Origin of the sequence: Bradyrhizobium sp. WSM2793, from assembly GCF_000379585.1 — a bacterium.
GTDB lineage: Bacteria > Pseudomonadota > Alphaproteobacteria > Rhizobiales > Xanthobacteraceae > Bradyrhizobium.
In genome coordinates this window covers 124,383-143,019 of record NZ_KB902780.1, presented here as the reverse complement: position 1 = coordinate 143,019, position 18,637 = coordinate 124,383, and the positions used below count along the sequence as shown (strand labels likewise).

Below are 18,637 nucleotides of genomic sequence, written 5' to 3'. Positions count from 1 at the left end.
AATATAATCATCTGCGTGAGGCGAGCCTAGACCGCTACTTGGCGGCGGCGCGATCCAGCGAGAGATTCAGTGCCAGAACGTTAACCCTGGGTTCGCCAATCAGACCGAGCAAGCGGCCTTCGGTATTGGCGGTCACGATCTGCTTGACCTGATCCTCCGGCATATTCCGCGCCTTGGCCACGCGCGGCACCTGGAATTGCGCCGCTTCCGGCGAGATATCAGGATCGAGGCCGCTGGCCGACGTCGTCACCAAGTCGACCGGTACCGTAGTGCTCGGATTCTCGGCCTTGAGCTTGTCTACATCTTCCCTGAGCCGGTCGGCCAGCGCCTTGCTGGTCGGGCCGAGATTGGCGCCGCCCGAATTGGCGGCGTTGTAGGGCGCGGGCACCGTCATGGTCGAATCATTGGGGTCCGGCGCGACCGTCGCCGAGGGACGGCCGTGGAAGTATTTGTCGTCCCTGAACTCCTGCCCGATCAGGGCGGAGCCGATCACCTTGCCGTCCTTCTCGATCAGACTGCCTTGGGCCTGCGCAGGGAAGAGCGCGCCGGCGATGGCCGTCATCGCCAGCGGATAGGCAAGGCCGGTGATGGCCGTGAGCACCAGCAAGAGGACGATGGCGGGGCGGATTTCTCTGAGCATGTTGGTCTCCTAAGTCTTCGTCATGGCGCGCGGCGCCTTGCGCCGCGCCAGGACGGTTAAGCCAGGTGCAAGGCGGTGACGACGAGGTCGATTGCCTTGATACCGATGAAGGGAATGACGATGCCGCCGAGGCCGTAGATCAGGAGGTTGCGCCGGAGCAGCGCGCCGGCACCGACCGCGCGGTAGGCAACGCCCTTCAGCGCCAGCGGAATCAGCGCGATGATGATCAATGCGTTGAAGATGATCGCCGACAGGATGGCGCTCTGCGGGCTCGACAGGTTCATGACGTTGAGTACGTTGAGCTGGGGGTAAAACGCCAAAAACATCGCCGGAATGATCGCAAAATACTTTGCGACGTCATTGGCGATCGAGAACGTCGTCAGCGCGCCGCGCGTCATCAGAAGCTGCTTGCCGATCTCGACGACCTCGATCAGCTTGGTCGGGTTGGAATCGAGGTCGACCATGTTGCCGGCCTCGCGGGCGGCCTGGGTGCCGGTGTTCATGGCGACACCGACGTCGGCTTGCGCAAGCGCCGGCGCGTCATTGGTGCCGTCGCCGCACATCGCAACCAGCTTGCCCTTGGCCTGCTCGTCGCGGATCAGCTTGAGCTTGTCTTCGGGGGTGGCTTGCGCCAGGAAGTCGTCGACCCCTGCCTCCGCTGCGATGGCAGCCGCCGTCATCGGGTTGTCGCCGGTGATCATGATGGTGCGAATGCCCATGCGGCGCAGCTCGGCAAAACGCTCGCGGATACCGCCCTTGACGATGTCCTTGAGCTGGATGACGCCGAGCAGCTTGCCGTTCCTCGCGACCGCCAGCGGCGTGCCGCCGGACTTCGATACTTCATCGGCAATGGCCTGGATCTCGCGACCGAGGTCCGACAATGCCGCCGGCTGGATCGCCCGCGCGGTGTTGCCGGAGGCGACCGCCATCGGTGCGCCGCCGCCGACATAGTTCAGCATGGCATCGACCGCGCCCTTGCGCACCGACGAGCCGCCGGCATCGACGCCGCTCATGCGGGTCTGCGCCGTGAACGGGATGAAAGTCGCGCCAAGCTCCGCCATGTCGCGGCCGCGGATGCCGTATTTCTCCTTTGCCAACACCACGATGGAACGGCCTTCCGGCGTCTCGTCGGCAAGCGAGGCGAGCTGAGCTGCGTCGGCGAGCTCCTGCTCGGTCACGCCGCGCACTGGGCGGAAGGCGGTCGCCTGGCGGTTGCCGAGCGTGATGGTTCCGGTCTTGTCGAGCAGCAGCGTGTCGACGTCGCCGGCGGCCTCGACGGCCCGGCCGGACATCGCCAGCACGTTGAAACGCACCAGACGGTCCATGCCGGCGATGCCGATCGCCGACAACAGCGCACCGATCGTGGTCGGGATCAGCGTCACGAACAGCGCGACCAGCACGATCACCGAGATCGAGCCGCCGGCATAGGCCGCGTAGCTCGGAATGGTGACGGTGGCGAACACGAAGATGATGGTGAGGCCGGCGAGCAGGATGTTGAGCGCGATCTCGTTCGGCGTCTTCTGCCGCTCGGCGCCCTCGACCAGCTTGATCATGCGGTCGATGAAGGTCGAGCCCTGGGCCGCGGTGATGCGGACTCGGATCCAGTCGGACAGCACCTGCGTGCCGCCTGTTACCGCCGACCGGTCGCCGCCGGATTCGCGGATGACGGGCGCAGACTCGCCGGTGATGGCGGCCTCGTTGACGGAGGCGACGCCCTCGATCACCTCGCCATCGGACGGAATGGTGTCGCCGGCCTCGACCAGCACGATGTCGCCGACCTTCAGGCTCGTACCCGGTACCAGCTCGAAGGCCTGGCCGACACCCGTCAGGAGCTTGGCCTGGCTCTCGGTGCGGGTCTTGCGCAGCGAGTCGGCCTGCGCCTTGCCGCGGCCTTCGGCCACCGCTTCGGCGAAATTGGCGAACAACACCGTGAACCAGAGCCAGACGATGATCTGGAAGGTGAAGCCGAGGCCTGAGCCGCCGGTGACGACGTCGCGCAGGAAGATCACCGTGGTGAGCGCGGCCACGATTTCGACCACGAACATCACAGGGTTCTTCATCATCAGCCGCGGGTTGAGCTTGGTGAAGGAGGCGCGGATCGCAGGCATCACGATCCCAGGGTCGAGCATGGCCGAGACGGCAGCACGTTTTTGCAGTTTCATCGAATCCATGGAGGTCACTCCAGACAATCAAAAGAGGTTGCCGGCGTTCATCGCCAGATGTTCGACGATCGGGCCGAGCGCGAGCGCCGGGAAGAAGGTCAGGCCGCCCATGATCAGGATGACGCCGACGACGAGGCCGACGAACAGGCCGCCGGTGGTCGGGAACGTGCCTGTCGACGGCGGGATCGACTTCTTCTCCGCGAGCGAGCCCGCGATCGCCATGGCCGGGACGATCATGAAGAAGCGGCCGACGAACATCGCGCTTGCGAGCGTGAGGTTGTAGAAGAAGGTGTTGCCGGTGAGGCCTGCGAAAGCCGAGCCGTTGTTTCCGGCCGCCGAGGTGAAGGCATAGAGCACTTCGGTGAAGCCATGCGGCCCGGCATTCGCCATCGAGGCGACGGCCGCCGGATAGACCACGTCGACGGCGGTCCAGCCGAGGATCATCAGCGGCAGCACCAGGATGGCCAGCATCGCCATCTTGACCTCGCGCGCCTCGATCTTCTTGCCGACATATTCCGGGGTGCGGCCGACCATCAGTCCGGCGACGAAGATCGCGAGGATGACGAACAGCAGCATGCCGTACATGCCGGCGCCGACGCCGCCGACGATGATTTCGCCGAGCTCGATATTGATCAGCGGGATCATGCCGCCGAGCGCGGTGAAGCTGTCATGCATGGCGTTGACGGCACCGCACGACGCGGCGGTGGTGACGACCGCGAACAGCGAGGACGCGACAATGCCGAAGCGAACCTCCTTGCCTTCCATGTTGCCGCCGGTCAGGCCCAGCGCATGGAGCATCGAGGTTCCGTTCGCTTCCGCCCAATAGGTGATGGCGACGCCTGCGACGAACAGCACGCCCATCACGGACAGGATCGCCCAGCCCTGGCGCTGGTTGCCGACCATACGGCCGAACACGTTGGTCATTGCGGCGCCGAGCGCGAAGATCGATAGCATCTGCACGAAATTCGACAGCGCGGTCGGATTTTCGAACGGGTGCGCCGCATTGGCGTTGAAGAAGCCGCCGCCATTGGTGCCGAGCATCTTGATCGCCACCTGGGAAGCGACCGGGCCGACCGCAATGGTCTGCTTGGCGCCTTCGAGCGTGGTCGCCTCGATATACGGGCCGAGCGTCTGCGGGATGCCCTGCCAGACCAGGAACAGCGTGTAGACGACGCAGATCGGCAGCAGCACGTAGAGCGTACAGCGGGTGACGTCGACCCAGAAATTGCCGACCGTGCGCATCGAGGCGCGCGAGAAGCCGCGGATCAGGGCCATCGCCAGCGCGATGCCGGTTGCGGCCGACAGGAAGTTCTGGTGCGTCAGGCCAAGCATCTGGACGAGATAGGACAGCGTGCTCTCGCCGCCGTAGTTCTGCCAGTTGGTGTTGGTGATGAAGGAGACCGCGGTGTTGAAGGAAAGATCCTCGGCGACCGCGCCCTGCCCGGCCGGATTGAAGGGCAATACGGCCTGGAGCCGCATCACACCGTAGATGACGAGGAAGCCGCCAACATGGAACAGCAGCATGGCGACCGTGTAGGTCAGCCAATGCTGCTCGCGCTTCTCGTCAACGCCGGAAATCCAGTACACGCCGGCCTCGATCGGGCGCAGCACCGGCGAGAGGAACGTCCGCTCGCCGTTGAATACGCGCGTCATGTACCAGCCGAGCGGCTTGGTCAGCGCAACAATAATGGCGCAGAACAGAATGATCTGGAGCCAACCGATCACAGTCATGGAATCAACCCTTCAGGCTTGGTACCCGGCGCAACAGCGGCAGGAGCACCGTCAGCAGGCAGGCGACGAGCACAGCGTCCGCCAGCAGCAATTCGACGAGCAGCAGCACGGGTCAGAACCGCTCGGGCCGCAGCAGCGCGTAAGTGAGGTAGAGCAGCAGACCGAACGAGACGGCACCAGCGAGCGCATAATCGAAGATCATGGTTTGCTCCGTCACAGCCGTTCGCAGGCGTAGGTGTAGCCGATGGCGAGGGCGAAGAAGACGAAGCCCAGCGCCAGCATCAGAATGTCCATCATCGGATCGCTCCTCGTTGCGTCGCTTAAGTCCGGCGCAACCTTCTCTCGGTGACCCGGCTGGCTCGCGAAGAACATGGAAGGCACGTCCACGCATGACAGCCGGGACTTTTGACCGTGCTGAAATGCCAGCGCAGGCATAGGTTTTCGAGATGAGGCCTATGGCGAAGATATAGGAATCTCATAAAAGCGGCGGCGCTGCTCGCGAGGCGAACCTCACTGTCGTCTAGGACAAGCGAAGCGCAGATCCGGGACGATGATGGAGAATGGCGCGCCCACCCCGCCTCTCCCGCACTTATGAAATCCCTATATCTCCCCCCTCTTCCCCATCTCGTTTTCAAATGCCTTTGGGGCCCATCCTGGCAATGCCGGCCGACTGACCGACACCAATTCCAGGAGGCCTGACATGACCGCCCCCCTCCGACGCCTCGCCCCACCTTCCCTCGACCAGCAGCTTCGCGCGGCACCGGCGATGACCCGGCCGTTGATGCTGGACATCATTGCGCACGCCTGCCGGCGCGTCCCCTCGCTCGGCCAAGGCGAACGCGCCGCACGCATCATGCGCCTGATCGAGGTTGAAGCCTGGGCCGATGTGGCGCTGGCGCTGATCGAGCTCGAGCTGCCGATGTGGCAGGTCCGCCGCCTCGCCTATGACGAGGGCGAATGGCATTGTGCGCTGTCGCGCGAGCGGGAGCTGCCGGACTGGCTGGATGCCGCGGTCGAGGCGCGCCATTCCGACCTCGCGCTGGCTCTGCTGTCGGCCTTCATCGAGGTCCGATCGCTCATCGCAGAAGCATCGCGGCCGAGCGTTCCCTCGGTTCGCCCCCTGCTGGATCCGCTGTGCGAGCCAGCCGCCTGCGACAATTTCAGCTGAAGCCGCCTGACAGAAGGATCCCGCAAAATGCCGATGCTGACACATCGCTTTGAACAACCGCTGCACTGGGCCCAACGCCAGTCAGGGCTCTCGAAGATGCGCAGGGCCCGGCTCGAGCGCCTCGCGCTGCATGCGCTGACCGTACTCTCGATGGGCAGCGTTCTCACCGCCCTGATCGCGCTGAGAGCCGCCATCTATTTCTGGCATCTCGGGGATTGACCACCATGCCGCTCCTCAAGGGAAATCTCGAGCATGTGGTCACAATCACCATCCTGACCATGACGCTGAGCCTGATCTGGGGCGCGATCCTGACGCTCGTGATCACGCTTGTCGCGCGCGGGCTCGGCGTCTAGTTCCTCGCTTCCCGCTCGATCAGCCCCGCCAATTCCGCCGCGGTGACCTCGATCGGCCGGCCGCTGCGCTCGACCCGGGCCTGGATCAACGCGCCCTGGAGCGCCGACGTGCAGAGCACCGCAAGCGTTTCCGCGCGAGATCTGACGAAGCCGTCGGAGACAAGCTTGTCGCGCAGGATGGACAATCGCGCCGCATAGGCCTTGCGGCCGGCATCGGACACGGCGCGCTCGCGCGGCGCAAGCTCGAGCAGCACGGTCGTGATCGGGCAGCCGTTGCGAAAGCCGGAGCCCTGCATCCAGCCCGCCAGCAATCTTGCATGCGCTCGCAAGAGGTCGGCGGTCGAGCCGCACTCTTCCGCGAGCCTGGCGACCGTCGCCGCGACGCGGCGGCCCGCCTCCTCCACGGCCGCCACCGCGATCGAGGACTTTCCATCCGGAAAGTAATGGTAGAGCGAGCCCTTCGGCGCACCGCTGACGTCGACGATGTCGTTCAGCCCGGTCCGGGCATAGCCCTGGCGGCGGAACAGCGTCACCGCGGCATTGATGATGGGCTGGCGGTGTTTTGGCACGGCCGGCATGGCGCTCTCCCCCCTCGCACGAAATTATATTGATTGGTCTACATCAGCCTCCGACAGTCAAGCCTGGTTCATGACAGGAGAGGCAAATGCCAATGGGAGTGAGTCTTGAGGTGAGCGACGGCGTCGCGCGGATCGGGCTCGACGACGGCAAGGTCAATGTGATGTCGACCACGATGCTGGGCGAGATCGGCGCAGCCTTCGACCGGGCCGAAAAGGAAGCCGAGATCGTGGTGCTGCGCTCGGCAAGGCCCGGCATCTTCTCGGCCGGCTTCGATCTCAAGGTGTTCGCCTCGGGCGATGCCGCCAAGAGCCTCGAGATGGTCCGCGCCGGCGCCGAGCTTGCGCTGCGGCTGATGTCGTTTCCGCATCCGATCGTCGGCGTGATGGAAGGTCACGCCTTTCCGATGGGGACGTTCCTGCTGCTCGCCTGCGACGTCAGGCTGGGCGCGCGCGGACCGCATCGCATGGGATTGAACGAGGTCGCGATCGGCATCGCGCCGCCGAGCTTTGCCATCGAGCTCGCGCGCAGCCGCCTGCATCCGGCCTGGCTCAGCCGCACCGTCACGCTCGGCGAGATGTACGAGCCCGAGGAGGCGTTGACCGCCGGCTTCCTCGATCGGGTGGTTGCGCCCGAAGCCGTCGACAAAGCCCTTGAGGAGGCCGTCACGGCGTTGCGCGCGATCCACGAGCCGTCGCATGCGACCGCGAAGCAGCGCCTGCGTCAGCCCGCGATGGATGCGATGCGGATGGCGATCGACCGTGAACTGACCATGGCTGCCTATGAGGCGAGCAGCCGGGCGCGCAGCGCGGTGGCGATGCCCGGTTGACGCCGCCTGTCCGACGGAAAAGACCCGGCCGATCTGGCGCAATTCCAGGGAAACGTGTAGAGCGGTTTCATGAGCACCAGCACCGTCAACGTCGTCGCCCACCCCCTGGTCCAGCACAAGCTCTCGCTGATGCGGGAGAAGGATCGCTCGACCAAGAGCTTTCGCGAGATCCTGAACGAGATCGGGATGCTGCTCGGCTACGAGGTGACGCGTGATTTGCCGCTGGAGCTGGTCGATATTGAAACACCGATCGCACCGATGCAGGCGCCCAAGATTGCCGGCAAGAAGCTCACGCTGGCGCCGATCCTGCGCGCCGGCGTCGGCTTCCTCGACGGCATGCTGGCGCTGATGCCCTCGGCGCGCATCGCCCATATCGGGCTCTACCGCGACCCCGAGACGTTGCAGGCCGTGGAATATTACTTCAAGGCGCCGCAGGACCTGTCCGACCGCGCCGTGATCCTGATGGATCCGATGCTGGCGACCGGCAACTCGGCCTGCGCCGGTGCCTCTCTGCTCAAGGCCCGCGGCGCCCGCGACATCCGCTTCGTGTGCCTTCTGGCCGCGCCCGAGGGCATCGCCCAGTTCCAGAGCGAACACCCGGACGTGCCGATCTGGACCGCCGCGATAGACGAGCGGCTCAACGACCACGGCTACATCGTGCCGGGCCTGGGCGATGCCGGCGACCGGATGTTCGGCACCAAGTAGACAGGTTGGCGCGATCGGGTTACTCCCCTTGCCATGAGTGCCAACGCGTCTTCGCTGCAATCGCTGATCCGGACCGAGGCCGCCGCCGATCCCGCCTTCGTATGCGACGGCACGCGGGTCTCGCGCGCTGAGTTCTCCGAAAGGATCGAGCAGACCGCGGCCTGGCTTGCGGCACAAGGCATCGGCAAGGGCGACGTGGTCGCAGTCTGGCTGGTCAACCGGATCGAATGGGTCGCGCTGCTGTTCGCCGCCGCAAGATGTGGCGCGATCGTCGCGGCCGTCAATACACGCTACCGGAGCGCGGAGGTCGCGCATCTGCTCAAGCTATCCGGTGCCAGGCTGATGGTGGTCGAGGCCGCATTCCGCTCGGTGGATTTTGCCGCGATCCTCGCCGACATCGCCAAGGACGAGGTGCCGGCGCTGCAACGGCTCGCGGTGATCGGTGCGGATGCGATCCCGGCGCACTGGCCCTGCGTGCGGTTCGATGCTTTCGACAGACGCTATCCGCCGGCGCCACCCGCGCAGGACGACGTGGATCAGCCGGTCCTGCTCTACACCACGTCAGGCACCACCAAGGGGCCGAAGCTCGTGGCGCATTCGCAGCGGACGCTGGCGGGCCATGCCATCTCCGTGGCCAAGGCGCTTCGGCTCGATCCGCAGCGTCATTCGCTGCTGGCCATGCTGCCGTTCTGTGGCACCTTTGGCATGACGAGCCTGCTCGGCTTTGTCGCGGCGGGTGCGACCGTCCACGTGCTCGATGCCTTCGAGGCGGCGCAGGCGCTGAAGATCCTCGGCGAGCACAGGATCACGCACTCGTTCGGATCGGACGAGATGTTCCGGCGCATCCTCGCCCTCACCGATGCACCCCGGCCATTTCCGCATCTGGAAGTCTGCGGCTTCGCCGCGTTCCAGCCTGGCTGGCGCGAGCTTGCCGCGGAGGCCGAGGCGCGCGGCCTGCCGCTGTTCGGCCTCTACGGGTCGAGCGAGGTTCAGGCCCTATTCTCGATCGCCCGCCCCGTCGATGCCTTCGCCGACCGCATCGAGGGCGGCGGCTGGCCGATGTCGTCTGACGCAAAGGTGCGCGTGCGCGACACCGAGACCGGCGAGCTTGCGGCTAGCGGCATTTCCGGCGAGATCGAGATCAACGCGCCGTCAAGTTTCCTCGGCTATTTCAACAATCCGGATGCGACGCGCGATGCGCTCACCGCGGACGGGTTCTTCCGCACCGGCGACATCGGCCGGCTGCGGGGCGACGGCTCCTTCGTCTACGAGACCCGCGCGGGCGATGCCATGCGGCTCGGCGGCTTCCTCGTCGCGCCCGGCGAGATCGAGGACGAGCTCAAATCATGCAACGGCGTTGCCGACGCCCAGGTGGTTGCAGTCGATCTCAAGGGTCAGGCGCGCTGCGTCGCCTTCGTGATCCCGGCGAAGGAGCCGCCAATGCAGGAGACGCTGGTCGCGCGCCTGCGCGAACGGCTCGCCGGCTACAAGGTCCCGGCCCGGATCTATGTGGTGGAGGCCTTCCCGGTCACCGACAGCGCCAACGGCGTGAAGATCCAGCGCGCCAGGCTTCGCGCCATGGCGATGGAGCGGATCGCCGCCGAATAGGCGAGCCCATTTGGTTTGCGTCACAAGGCTCGTTCAGTACGACTTCGCGAGCCCCAGCACCTTCTCCGCGATGAAGCTGAGCGCGAGCTGCGGGCTGACCGGCGCGATGCGCGGGATCAGCACTTCTCGCAAGTAGCGCTCGACGTGGAATTCCTTGGCGTAGCCGAAGCCGCCGTGGGTCATAACGGCCTGCTCGCAGGCCGAGAAGCCCGCTTCGCCCGCAAGGTATTTTGCGGCATTGGCCGCAGCGCCGCACGGCATTCCCTTGTCGTATTGCCACGCCGCCGACATCACCATCAGCCAGGCCGCCTCGAGCTCGACCCAGTTCACCGCGAGCGGATGCTGAATGCCCTGGTTCTTGCCGATCGGACGGTTGAACACTACGCGCGTCTTGGCATATTCCGTGGCCCGCGCCAGCGCCAGCTTGCCGAGGCCGACCGCCTCCGCCGCGATCAGGATGCGCTCGGGGTTCATGCCTTCGAGGATGTACTGGAAGCCTTTGCCTTCCTCGCCGACGCGGTCCTCCATCGGGATCTCGAAATCTTCGAAGAACAGCTCGTTGGAATCGACGATCTTGCGGCCCATCTTCTCGATCTCGTGGACCTTGATCTTGTTGCGGTCGAAATCGGTGTAGAACAGGCTGAGGCCGTGGGTCGGCGAGCGCACCTCTTCGAGCGGCGTGGTGCGGGCCAGCAGCAGGATCTTGTGCGCGACCTGCGCGGTTGAGATCCACACCTTCTGGCCGTTGACGATGTAGCGGTCGTTCTTGGCGACCGCGCGGGTCTTCAGCTGCGTGGTGTTGAGGCCGGTGTTGGGCTCGGTGACGGCAAAGCACGCCTTCTCGCGACCCTCGACCATCGGCGGCAGCATGCGCTTGCGCTGCTCCTCGGTGCCGAACACGACGACGGGATTGAGTCCGAACACGTTGATGTGCACGGCGGATGCGCCGGACATCCCGGCGCCGGATTCGGCGATGGTGCGCATCATGATCGCAGCTTCGGTGATGCCGAGCCCCGAGCCGCCATATTCCTCCGGCACGCAGATGCCGAGCCAGCCGGCGTCGGCGAGTGCTTTATGAAAATCGTGCGGGAAGCCGCCGTCGTGGTCCTTCTTCAGCCAGTAGGCATCCGGAAAGCCTTCGCAGATCTTGGCGATGGCATCCCGAATGGCTTCCTGCTGATCGGTGAGCGCGAAATCCATGATCTTGATCTCCGTCTTGGGAGCCGCGACCGCGCCATCTCCCGTCTCTTCGCGTTCCCCGCTCAAAGGCCGTGGCCGCTTGCGTCGCGCCCTGACGTGCCCTTGCCCGGGTTCTTAGCTCGAAAAACCGCGTACAGATACGTGAATTTGTCTATCAACTGTGTCTACCATGCATAGGGTCATGCGACGTGAAGCTATGGGCGCGCCGTTATTTCGCAGGGAGGAAACCGCGATGGCCGGACTTTATTTCGAAGACTTTTCCGTAGGCCAGGAGTTCAGGCATCCGCTGACCCGGACCGTCACGGAGATGGACAACACCATGTTCAGCCTGCTGACCCTCAATCCGCAGCCGCTGCATATCGACGCGCATTTCGCCGAAAAGACCGAGTTCGGCCAGCGCATTTTCAACAGCCTTTACACCCTCGGCATCATGATCGGCATGACGGTCTATGATACGACCATGGGGACCACCGTTGCCAATCTCGGCATGACCGACGTGACCTTTCCAAAACCGGTCTTCCATGGCGACACGTTGCGGGCTACGACAAAGGTGCTCTCGGTGCGGGAATCCAAATCGCGGCCCAAGGCCGGCATCGTCGAGTTCGAGCACCATGCCTTGAACCAGAACGACGAGATCGTCGGCAAATGCCGCCGCATGGCGATGATGCACAAGAGGCCGGTCTGATGCGTTCGATGCTGTTCGTGCCGGGCGATTCCCCGCGCAAATTCGAGAAGGCGAGCGAAGGCAAGGCCGACGCGCTGATCATCGACCTCGAGGATTCCGTCGTCACCGAGAAGAAGGCGGAGGCGCGCGGGTTGACGCTGACGATGCTGAAGGGCCGCCCCGGCCCGCACCAGCTCTATGTTCGCGTCAACGCGCTCGACACCGGCATGACGCTCGCCGATCTCGCCGCGGTGATGCCGGGCAAGCCCGACGGCATCGTGCTGCCGAAATCGCAGGGCGGTGATGACGTAAGGCAGGTCGCAACCTGGCTCGAAGCCTTGGAAGCCGCGGCCGGCACGGAGGTTGGCTCAACCCGCATCGTTTGCGTGGCGACCGAAACCGCAGGTTCGATCTTTGGCCTCGGCAGCTACAAGGGCTGCTCCCCTCGCCTCGCCGGCCTGATGTGGGGCGCGGAAGATCTCTCGGCTTCGCTCGGAGCCACCGAAAAGGCGTCCGGCGGCGTGTTCCACAGCCCCTATCGTCTCGCGCGCGATCTCTGCCTGATGGCGGCGGCCGCGGCCGAGGTCGCGCCGATCGATACCGTCTATACCGACATCGATAACCTCGCGGGCCTGGAAGCCGAAACACGCGCGGCGCGCCGCGACGGGTTTTCCGCCAAGGCGCTGATCCATCCCAAGCATGTCGACGTCGTCAACGCCGCCTTCGCGCCGACCGAAGCCGAACGCACCTGGGCGGAGAAAGTGATCGCGGCGTTTGCCAGCAATCCCAATTCCGGCACGCTGCGGCTCGACGGCCAGATGATCGACAAGCCGCACCTTCGCGCCGCCAAGAAGATCCTCGGCCAGCCCTAGGGCAGGCCGGGGGCTGCGGCCGAAGACGTCGGCTTGAAGCTGCGGCCTTAGTCGAACCCCTGAACCGGCGGCGCCGAGGCTTGCGCCGGAGCGGCGGGAGCGGCCTGAACCGGCGGAGCCGGATTGCCAGCAGCTCGCATCTGACCGTTGGCTGCCATCGCCTCGCGGGTGCGCGTCGGGCTCCTGGTCGCGGCCGCGCGGCGCGGCGGCGGCCGATGTCCTGCCGAGTGCGAACCTCTCATACCCCAGGAACGGGCGATCGAAGGTCCGGCAGTGTAGCCGATCAAGGCTCCGGCAACCGCACCGACTGGCCCCAGCACGACCGCGCCGGAGACGGCACCGAGTGCTGCATCGCCGGCGCGCTCCTGCGCAACCGCGCTCACGGGCACACACGCCAGCATTGCGACAGCAGTGATCAGAGCCTTGGTCATCGGAGCGCCTCCCTCGCGGGAAATCACTCGTTCCCAAATATGGCCACAGGAGGTTCGCTTGCCGGCCAACAAATGGCAATCGTCGGGTGGAACTCCCCTGGCGCAGGGCTGCCGCCGCCAACCGGCGGTTGCGACGGCGGCGTGGAGCTACACGATCTTGATCGACATATCAGGTAAGCCCTCGAGCTTGCACAGCAGCACGTCGCCCTTCACGACGGGACCGACATTCTCCGGCGTGCCGGAATAGATGATATCGCCGGCTTTCAATTCGAAGGCTTCCGACAGCTTTGCGATCTGCTCGGCCACGTTCCAGATCATCTTGCTGAGATCCGAGTTCTGCTTCACCGTGCCGTTGATCGCCAGCGAGATGGCGCCCTTCTCGAAATGGCCGGTCTTGCTGGCCGGATGAATCGGGCCGATCACTGCGGCGTGGTCGAAACTCTTGCCGATCTCCCAGGGCTTCTTCTCCGAGGCCATGCCGTTCTGGAGGTCGCGCCGGGTCATGTCGAGGCCGAGCGCGTAGCCATAGACGTGGTCGAGCGCCTTATCGACCGGGATATTGGTGCCGCCTGATTTCAGGGCGGCGACAAGCTCGACCTCGTGATGATAGTTCTTGGTCAGTGACGGATAGGGATGATCGGCGACCTCGCCGACCGCGACGTTCTGGATCGCGTCGGTCGGCTTCTGGAAGAAGAACGGCGGCTCGCGGTTCGGATCCGAACCGCGCTCGATCGCGTGCGCGGCGTAATTGCGCCCGATGCAGTAGATGCGGCGGACCTGAAACACCTGGCTCTCGCCGACGATCGGGATCGTCACCATCGGCACCGGAAAGACCGGCTTCGGTCCGGCCTGCGCTGCGGCCGGCGCCGCTTCGGCTATCCCCGCCGCGGTCATCGCGGCTGCGGCAGTGAGCAAGTCACGTCGAGACGTCTTCGTCATGGTTCTGTTCCCTGGCTTGGGGACTCGTTTCCTCAGGGGCGTTCTTAGAACCAAACGGTCCGCAGGCCAATGGCCCGGCTGCTGCATCTTGAGTCGCGAGACGATCGACATCAGGATTTCAGCGAACTCCGCGCCGTCTCCGGCGCCATCAGCGTCGCGACGATCGTGATGATCGAGAGGGCGATGATGTAGACGGACACGGCCCAGTACGAGCCGGCCCACGCCAGCAGCGCAGTCGCAATCAGCGGCGAGAAGCCGCCGCTCAGCGCCGCCGCGACATTGGCCCCCAGCGAGGCTCCGCTGTAGCGCACCTGGGTGCGGAACAACTCCGGCATGAACGCGGCCTTCGGCCCGAACAGCAGTGCATGGGTCAGCGTCATCGTGACGACGAGCGCCAGCGTGATCAGCGCCGGCTCCTTCGTATCGAGGAACCAGAACAACGGAAACGCCAGCGCCACCGAGAACACGCCGCCGGCAAGGTATAGAGCCTTGCGGCCGAAGATGTCGGACAGCCAGCCGGCGAGCGGCAGCGTCGCGAACTCGACGAGGGCGGCATAGACCACGGCATCCAGGATCACCTGGCGCGGCAGCCCGAGCTTCGTCGTGGCATAGACCACGGTGAAGACGGTGAGGAGATAAGCAAGCCCGACCTCCGACACCGTGATGCCGATCGCCACCAGAAAGCTGCGCCAGTCGCGGCGGAGCACTTCCAGCACCGGCTGCGCCAGCACCTCCTTGCGCTCGACCACCTCCTTGAAGTGCGGCGTCTCCGCGAGCTTGAGCCGCACGATGAAGCCGACACCGACGAGCAGGATGCTGATCAGGAACGGCACGCGCCAGCCCCAGCTCAGGAAATCGGCTTCGGGCAGCTTGGTCATCAGGCCGAAAATGCCGGTCGATGCGGCAACGCCGACGGGAAAGCCGATCTGCACCAGGCTGCCATAGAAGCCGCGGCGATTGCCGGCATGCTCGATCACCATGACGACCGCGCCGCTCCATTCGCCGCCCAGGCCGATGCCTTGGACGAAGCGCAGCACGATGAGCAGGATCGGCGCCCACACGCCGATCTGGCTGTAGGTCGGCAGGCAGCCGATCAGGAAGGTGCCGAGCCCCATCGCGATCATGGTCGCGACCAGCATGGTCTTGCGGCCGAGCCGGTCGCCGTAGTGGCCGATGATGGCGCCGCCGATGGGCCGCGCCACGAAACCGACCGCATAGGTCGAGAACGCCGCCAGCGTGCCGACGAAGGGATCGAAGCTCGGGAAGAACAGCTTGTTGAAGACCAGCGCCGCCGCCGTGCCGTAGATCAGGAAGTCGTACCATTCGATGGCGGTGCCGAGCGCGCTCGCCCACACCACATGCGCCGTCGTCGATTTCTCCGCCGCCGCGGAGACTCCCGTTGCTGCCGTCATGCCCTGCCCCAGAGATTCCCGCGAGCATCATGGCCAATCGTGCCGAGTGTTGCAACCTGCAGGGGTGATGGCTCTCACAGGATAACAACGCGGGATTTTGTTCGCAGCTTTCGCAACATCCGTCATTGCGAGGAGCTATTGCGACGAAGCAATCCAGGCTGCCTCCGGGAGAGAGTCTGGATTGCTTCCGCCTTCGCCAAGGCTTCGGCGGACAAGTCGCTGCGCTCGCAATCACGGGCGCTGAAGCAGCGGTGCCCCCTGTCGTCCGCCCCGCCGAGAGGAACTCATCTCGACGTCGAATTCATCATTGACAAACTTATTTGCATATATCTAATTTATCTCAAGAACAGCCAGCCGCGCCATGCGGCCAATAAGAGAGAGGAAACAACGATGAGAGGGCTTCTGGCCTGCGCCATGCTCGCGGCCATGACTTCGGCAGCCATGACCACAGTCGCCACCGCGCAAGTCTCCGACGACGCGGTGCGGATCGGCGTGCTGACGGATCTGTCGAGCTGGGGCCGCGACAACTCAGGGCCGGGCTCGGTCGAGGCCGCGAAGATGGCGGTGGAGGAATTCGGGCCGACCGTGCTCGGCAAGCCGATCGAGATCATCAGCGCCGATCACCAGATGAAGACCGACGTCGGCGTGCAGATCGTGCGCGGCTGGTTCGACAACGGCAAGGTCGACGCCGTCGTCGACATCCCCAATTCCGGCATCGCGATCGCCGTCCACAACATGGTGCGCGAGCGGGGCAAGGTCGCGCTGCTCTCCGGCCCCGGCGCAAGCTCGCTGACCGACGAGCTGTGCAGCCCGAACACCGTGCACTTCACCTACGATACCTACGCGCTGTCGAAGGTGACGGCCTCCGCCGTGATCAAGGAGGGTGGTAAGTCCTGGTACTTCATCACCGCGGACTACGCCTTCGGCCAGCAGCTCGAGAAGGACGCCACGCGCTTCGTCAACGAGATGGGCGGAAAGGTCCTGGGCGGCGTCAAGCATCCGACCAACACCGCGGACTTCTCCTCCTTCGCGCTCCAGGCGCAAAGCTCGAAATCCGACGTCGTCGCCTTCGCCAATGCCGGCCAGGACACCGACAACGCGATCAAGCAGTCCGGCGAGTTCGGCCTCGTCCAGGGTGGCCAGAAGCTCGTCGGCCTCCTGATGTTCGACACCGACGTGCACGCGATCGGCCTCAAGGCCGCGCAGGGCACCTACATGACCACGGCCTCGTACTGGGCCATGGACGAGGCAACGCGCGCCTGGTCGAAGAAGTTCTACGAGCGCACCAAGGTGATGCCGACCATGATCCAGACCGGCGTCTACGGCTCGGTGCTGCATTATCTGAAGGCCATCAAGGCGGCGGGCACCGACGATTCCGCCAAGGTGATGGCCAAGATGCGCGAGCTGCCGATCGAGGATACATTCGTCCATGGCGGCAAGTTGCGCGAGGACGGCCGCGTCATCCGCGACATGTATCTCGCCAAGGTGAAGAAGCCCGAGCAGTCGAAGGAGCCGTGGGATTACCTGGACATCGTCAAGACCGTGAAGGGCGAGGACGCCTTCCGCCCGGTCTCCGAGTCCAAATGTCCGCTCCTGAAGAAGTGAGGCCCAGATGACCGGCAGCGAGCATGGCGCAATTGAGACTTACGAGTGCGATGTGCTCGTGGCCGGATCAGGCTGCTCCGGCATGTCGGCCGCGATCACCGCGCGCCATCGCGGCCTCGACGTGCTGATCGTCGAGAAGGAGCCGCGCTTTGGCGGCACCACCGCCCGCTCCGGCGGCTGGCTCTGGATTCCCGGCACGTCGCTGGCAAAGGCCTACGGCATCGCCGAGACGCCGGAGCAGGCCCGCACCTATTTGCGGCACGAGGCCGGCAACAATTACGACGCGGCACGCGTCGATGCATTTCTCTCGGCCGGTCCCGAGGCCGTCGATTTCTTCACCACCAAGACCGCGCTGCGCTTCGACATGCCGCTGGTGTTTCCCGACTACCACGCCGAAGCACCCGGCGGCGCACAAGGCGGTCGCTCCATGGTGACGCGCCCGTTCGACGGCCGCGAGCTCGGCGACCTCATCAAGTCGCTGGGCATGCCGCTGCCCGAGCTCACCGTGTTCGGCATGATGCTGGGAAGCGGCAAGGAGATCATCCACTTCATGCGCGTGACCAAGTCGCTGACTTCCGCGGTCTACGTCGCCAAGCGCTTGTCGCGTCACCTGATGGACGTGCTGCGCTACGGCCGCGGCATGACGCTGACCAACGGCAATGCGCTCGCAGGGCGGCTGGCGAAATCCGCCCAGGATCTGAACATTCCGATGTGGCTGTCCTCGCCCGTGCGCGAGCTGACGGTCGAGAACGGCGCCGTGACGGGCGCGATCGTGTCGCGCGAGGGGCGCGAGGTGCGCGTCCGCGCAAGGCAAGGCGTGGTGCTGGCCTGCGGCGGCTTCCCGCATGATGTGGAGCGGCGCAAGAAGATGTTTCCGCACGCCCCGACCGGCAACGAGCATTTCTCGCCGGGGCCGACCGGCAACACCGGCGACGGACTGCGTCTTGCGGAGCGCGCCGGTGGACATATCGAGGACCGGCTGCCGAACGCGGCGGCCTGGGTGCCGGTGTCGCTGACCACGCGCAAGGACGGTTCCAAGGGCGTGATGCCGCACTTCATCGACCGCGCCAAGCCCGGCGTGATCGCGGTGATGCGCGACGGCAAGCGCTTTGCCAATGAGGGCAATTCCTATCACGACTTCGTCCAGGCCATGATCAAGGCCGCCAAGCCCGGCGAGGAGATCGCCGCCTTCCTGGTCTGCGATCATCCAACGCTGCGCAAATACGGCCTCGGCTGCGTGCCGCCGTTCCCGATGCCGCTGGGTCATCACTTGAATACCGGCTATCTCATGCGCGGCGACACGTTGGAGGCGCTGGCGGCGAAGGCCGGCATCGATGCCAAGGCATTCGCCGAGACCGTCAAGCAGCTCAATGCCACCGCGCCGCAAGGCCATGACGCCGCGTTCGGCAAGGGCTCGAAGGCCTATAACCGCTACCAGGGCGACGCGATGCACGGTCCCAACCCCTGCGTCGCGCCGGTCGAGAAGGGGCCTTTCTACGCCATCAAGATGGTGATCGGCGACCTCGGCACCTATGCCGGCATCGTCACCGACGCGAACGCCCGGGCGCTCGATGCCGAGGGCCGGGTCATTCCCGGGCTCTATGCCGCCGGCAACGACATGGCGAGCATCATGGGCGGCAATTACCCCGGGGCCGGCATCACGCTTGGGCCGGCGCTGACCTTCGGCTACATTGCCGGCCGTCATCTCGCCGACAGCGCCGCCAAGCGCGACGCGGCGTAAG

General features: G+C 65.2%; 20 protein-coding genes. 10 read left to right on the top strand and 10 right to left on the bottom strand.

The window, feature by feature from the left end:
- Nucleotides 1-34 precede the first annotated feature (34 nt).
- The 5 genes from A3AS_RS0115600 to A3AS_RS43470 form a co-directional block, all read right to left on the bottom strand.
- Nucleotides 35-640 carry a K(+)-transporting ATPase subunit C gene (locus tag A3AS_RS0115600; protein WP_018318509.1) on the bottom strand — a complete coding sequence of 202 codons (606 nt, stop codon included), beginning with the start codon at nucleotides 638-640 and terminating at the stop codon, nucleotides 35-37.
- A 56-nt stretch (nucleotides 641-696) separates the two neighbouring features.
- The gene (gene kdpB / locus A3AS_RS0115595) at nucleotides 697-2,811 is read right to left on the bottom strand and encodes a potassium-transporting ATPase subunit KdpB (protein WP_026202031.1); all 2,115 of its coding nucleotides are present in this window, start codon (nucleotides 2,809-2,811) and stop codon (nucleotides 697-699) included.
- An 18-nt stretch (nucleotides 2,812-2,829) separates the two neighbouring features.
- Entirely contained in the window at nucleotides 2,830-4,533 is a 1,704-nt protein-coding gene (kdpA, locus tag A3AS_RS0115590; RefSeq protein ID WP_018318507.1) for a potassium-transporting ATPase subunit KdpA, read from the bottom strand.
- A gap of 112 nt (nucleotides 4,534-4,645) precedes the next feature.
- Entirely contained in the window at nucleotides 4,646-4,735 is a 90-nt protein-coding gene (locus A3AS_RS43475) for a K(+)-transporting ATPase subunit F (RefSeq protein ID WP_049814895.1), read from the bottom strand.
- An 11-nt stretch (nucleotides 4,736-4,746) separates the two neighbouring features.
- Nucleotides 4,747-4,905: a hypothetical protein gene (locus A3AS_RS43470; RefSeq protein ID WP_157644280.1), complete on the bottom strand. Its 159-nt coding sequence runs from the start codon at nucleotides 4,903-4,905 to the stop codon at nucleotides 4,747-4,749.
- A 328-nt stretch (nucleotides 4,906-5,233) separates the two neighbouring features.
- Between A3AS_RS43470 and A3AS_RS0115570 the strand changes: the two genes are divergently transcribed.
- The 3 genes from A3AS_RS0115570 to A3AS_RS49790 are packed head-to-tail and all read left to right on the top strand — an operon-like array spanning nucleotide 5,234 to nucleotide 6,054.
- On the top strand, nucleotides 5,234-5,701 hold the full coding sequence (locus A3AS_RS0115570) for a hypothetical protein (RefSeq protein ID WP_018318503.1): 468 nt from the start codon (nucleotides 5,234-5,236) through the stop codon (nucleotides 5,699-5,701).
- Nucleotides 5,702-5,728: 27 nt separating this feature from the next.
- Nucleotides 5,729-5,920, top strand: coding sequence for a hypothetical protein (locus A3AS_RS0115565; protein ID WP_018318502.1), 192 nt, complete (start codon nucleotides 5,729-5,731; stop codon nucleotides 5,918-5,920).
- A gap of 5 nt (nucleotides 5,921-5,925) precedes the next feature.
- Entirely contained in the window at nucleotides 5,926-6,054 is a 129-nt protein-coding gene (locus tag A3AS_RS49790; protein ID WP_256375091.1) for a hypothetical protein, read from the top strand.
- Here the strand turns inward: A3AS_RS49790 and A3AS_RS0115555 are convergent.
- Nucleotides 6,051-6,632 carry a TetR/AcrR family transcriptional regulator gene (locus tag A3AS_RS0115555; RefSeq protein WP_018318500.1) on the bottom strand — a complete coding sequence of 194 codons (582 nt, stop codon included), beginning with the start codon at nucleotides 6,630-6,632 and terminating at the stop codon, nucleotides 6,051-6,053. The genes A3AS_RS49790 and A3AS_RS0115555 overlap by 4 nt on opposite strands.
- A 92-nt stretch (nucleotides 6,633-6,724) precedes the next feature.
- Here A3AS_RS0115555 and A3AS_RS0115550 point away from each other — a divergent pair, with 92 nt between their 5' ends.
- From A3AS_RS0115550 to A3AS_RS0115540, 3 genes are all read left to right on the top strand, one after another.
- The gene (locus A3AS_RS0115550) at nucleotides 6,725-7,459 is read left to right on the top strand and encodes a crotonase/enoyl-CoA hydratase family protein (protein ID WP_245283203.1); all 735 of its coding nucleotides are present in this window, start codon (nucleotides 6,725-6,727) and stop codon (nucleotides 7,457-7,459) included.
- Between the two features lie 69 nt (nucleotides 7,460-7,528).
- Nucleotides 7,529-8,164: a uracil phosphoribosyltransferase gene (upp, locus tag A3AS_RS0115545; RefSeq protein ID WP_018318498.1), complete on the top strand. Its 636-nt coding sequence runs from the start codon at nucleotides 7,529-7,531 to the stop codon at nucleotides 8,162-8,164.
- Between the two features lie 33 nt (nucleotides 8,165-8,197).
- On the top strand, nucleotides 8,198-9,772 hold the full coding sequence (locus A3AS_RS0115540; RefSeq protein WP_018318497.1) for an AMP-binding protein: 1,575 nt from the start codon (nucleotides 8,198-8,200) through the stop codon (nucleotides 9,770-9,772).
- A 33-nt stretch (nucleotides 9,773-9,805) separates the two neighbouring features.
- Here A3AS_RS0115540 and A3AS_RS0115535 read toward each other — a convergent pair whose 3' ends face one another.
- Nucleotides 9,806-10,972, bottom strand: coding sequence for an acyl-CoA dehydrogenase family protein (locus A3AS_RS0115535; RefSeq protein ID WP_026202029.1), 1,167 nt, complete (start codon nucleotides 10,970-10,972; stop codon nucleotides 9,806-9,808).
- A gap of 181 nt (nucleotides 10,973-11,153) precedes the next feature.
- Between A3AS_RS0115535 and A3AS_RS0115530 the strand changes: the two genes are divergently transcribed.
- A complete protein-coding gene (locus tag A3AS_RS0115530; RefSeq protein ID WP_371260673.1) occupies nucleotides 11,154-11,657 on the top strand; it encodes a MaoC family dehydratase in 504 nt (167 codons plus the stop codon).
- Nucleotides 11,657-12,508, top strand: coding sequence for a CoA ester lyase (locus tag A3AS_RS0115525; RefSeq protein ID WP_026202028.1), 852 nt, complete (start codon nucleotides 11,657-11,659; stop codon nucleotides 12,506-12,508). The genes A3AS_RS0115530 and A3AS_RS0115525 overlap by 1 nt, the downstream gene beginning before the upstream one ends.
- 47 nt (nucleotides 12,509-12,555) lie before the next feature.
- Here A3AS_RS0115525 and A3AS_RS0115520 read toward each other — a convergent pair whose 3' ends face one another.
- From A3AS_RS0115520 to A3AS_RS0115510, 3 genes are all read right to left on the bottom strand, one after another.
- On the bottom strand, nucleotides 12,556-12,939 hold the full coding sequence (locus A3AS_RS0115520) for a hypothetical protein (protein WP_049814890.1): 384 nt from the start codon (nucleotides 12,937-12,939) through the stop codon (nucleotides 12,556-12,558).
- A 147-nt stretch (nucleotides 12,940-13,086) separates the two neighbouring features.
- Nucleotides 13,087-13,878 (bottom strand): fumarylacetoacetate hydrolase family protein, encoded by a 792-nt coding sequence (locus A3AS_RS0115515; RefSeq protein ID WP_018318492.1) that lies wholly within the window; start codon nucleotides 13,876-13,878, stop codon nucleotides 13,087-13,089.
- Between the two features lie 110 nt (nucleotides 13,879-13,988).
- Nucleotides 13,989-15,290 (bottom strand): MFS transporter, encoded by a 1,302-nt coding sequence (locus A3AS_RS0115510; RefSeq protein WP_018318491.1) that lies wholly within the window; start codon nucleotides 15,288-15,290, stop codon nucleotides 13,989-13,991.
- 390 nt (nucleotides 15,291-15,680) lie between these two features.
- Here A3AS_RS0115510 and A3AS_RS0115505 point away from each other — a divergent pair, with 390 nt between their 5' ends.
- Together A3AS_RS0115505 and A3AS_RS0115500 are read left to right on the top strand one after the other, a co-directional pair.
- Complete coding sequence (locus tag A3AS_RS0115505; protein WP_018318490.1) at nucleotides 15,681-16,895, top strand: ABC transporter substrate-binding protein; 1,215 nt, start codon at nucleotides 15,681-15,683, stop codon at nucleotides 16,893-16,895.
- Nucleotides 16,896-16,902: 7 nt separating this feature from the next.
- Nucleotides 16,903-18,636 carry an FAD-dependent oxidoreductase gene (locus A3AS_RS0115500; protein ID WP_018318489.1) on the top strand — a complete coding sequence of 578 codons (1,734 nt, stop codon included), beginning with the start codon at nucleotides 16,903-16,905 and terminating at the stop codon, nucleotides 18,634-18,636.
- Nucleotide 18,637 lies beyond the last annotated feature (1 nt).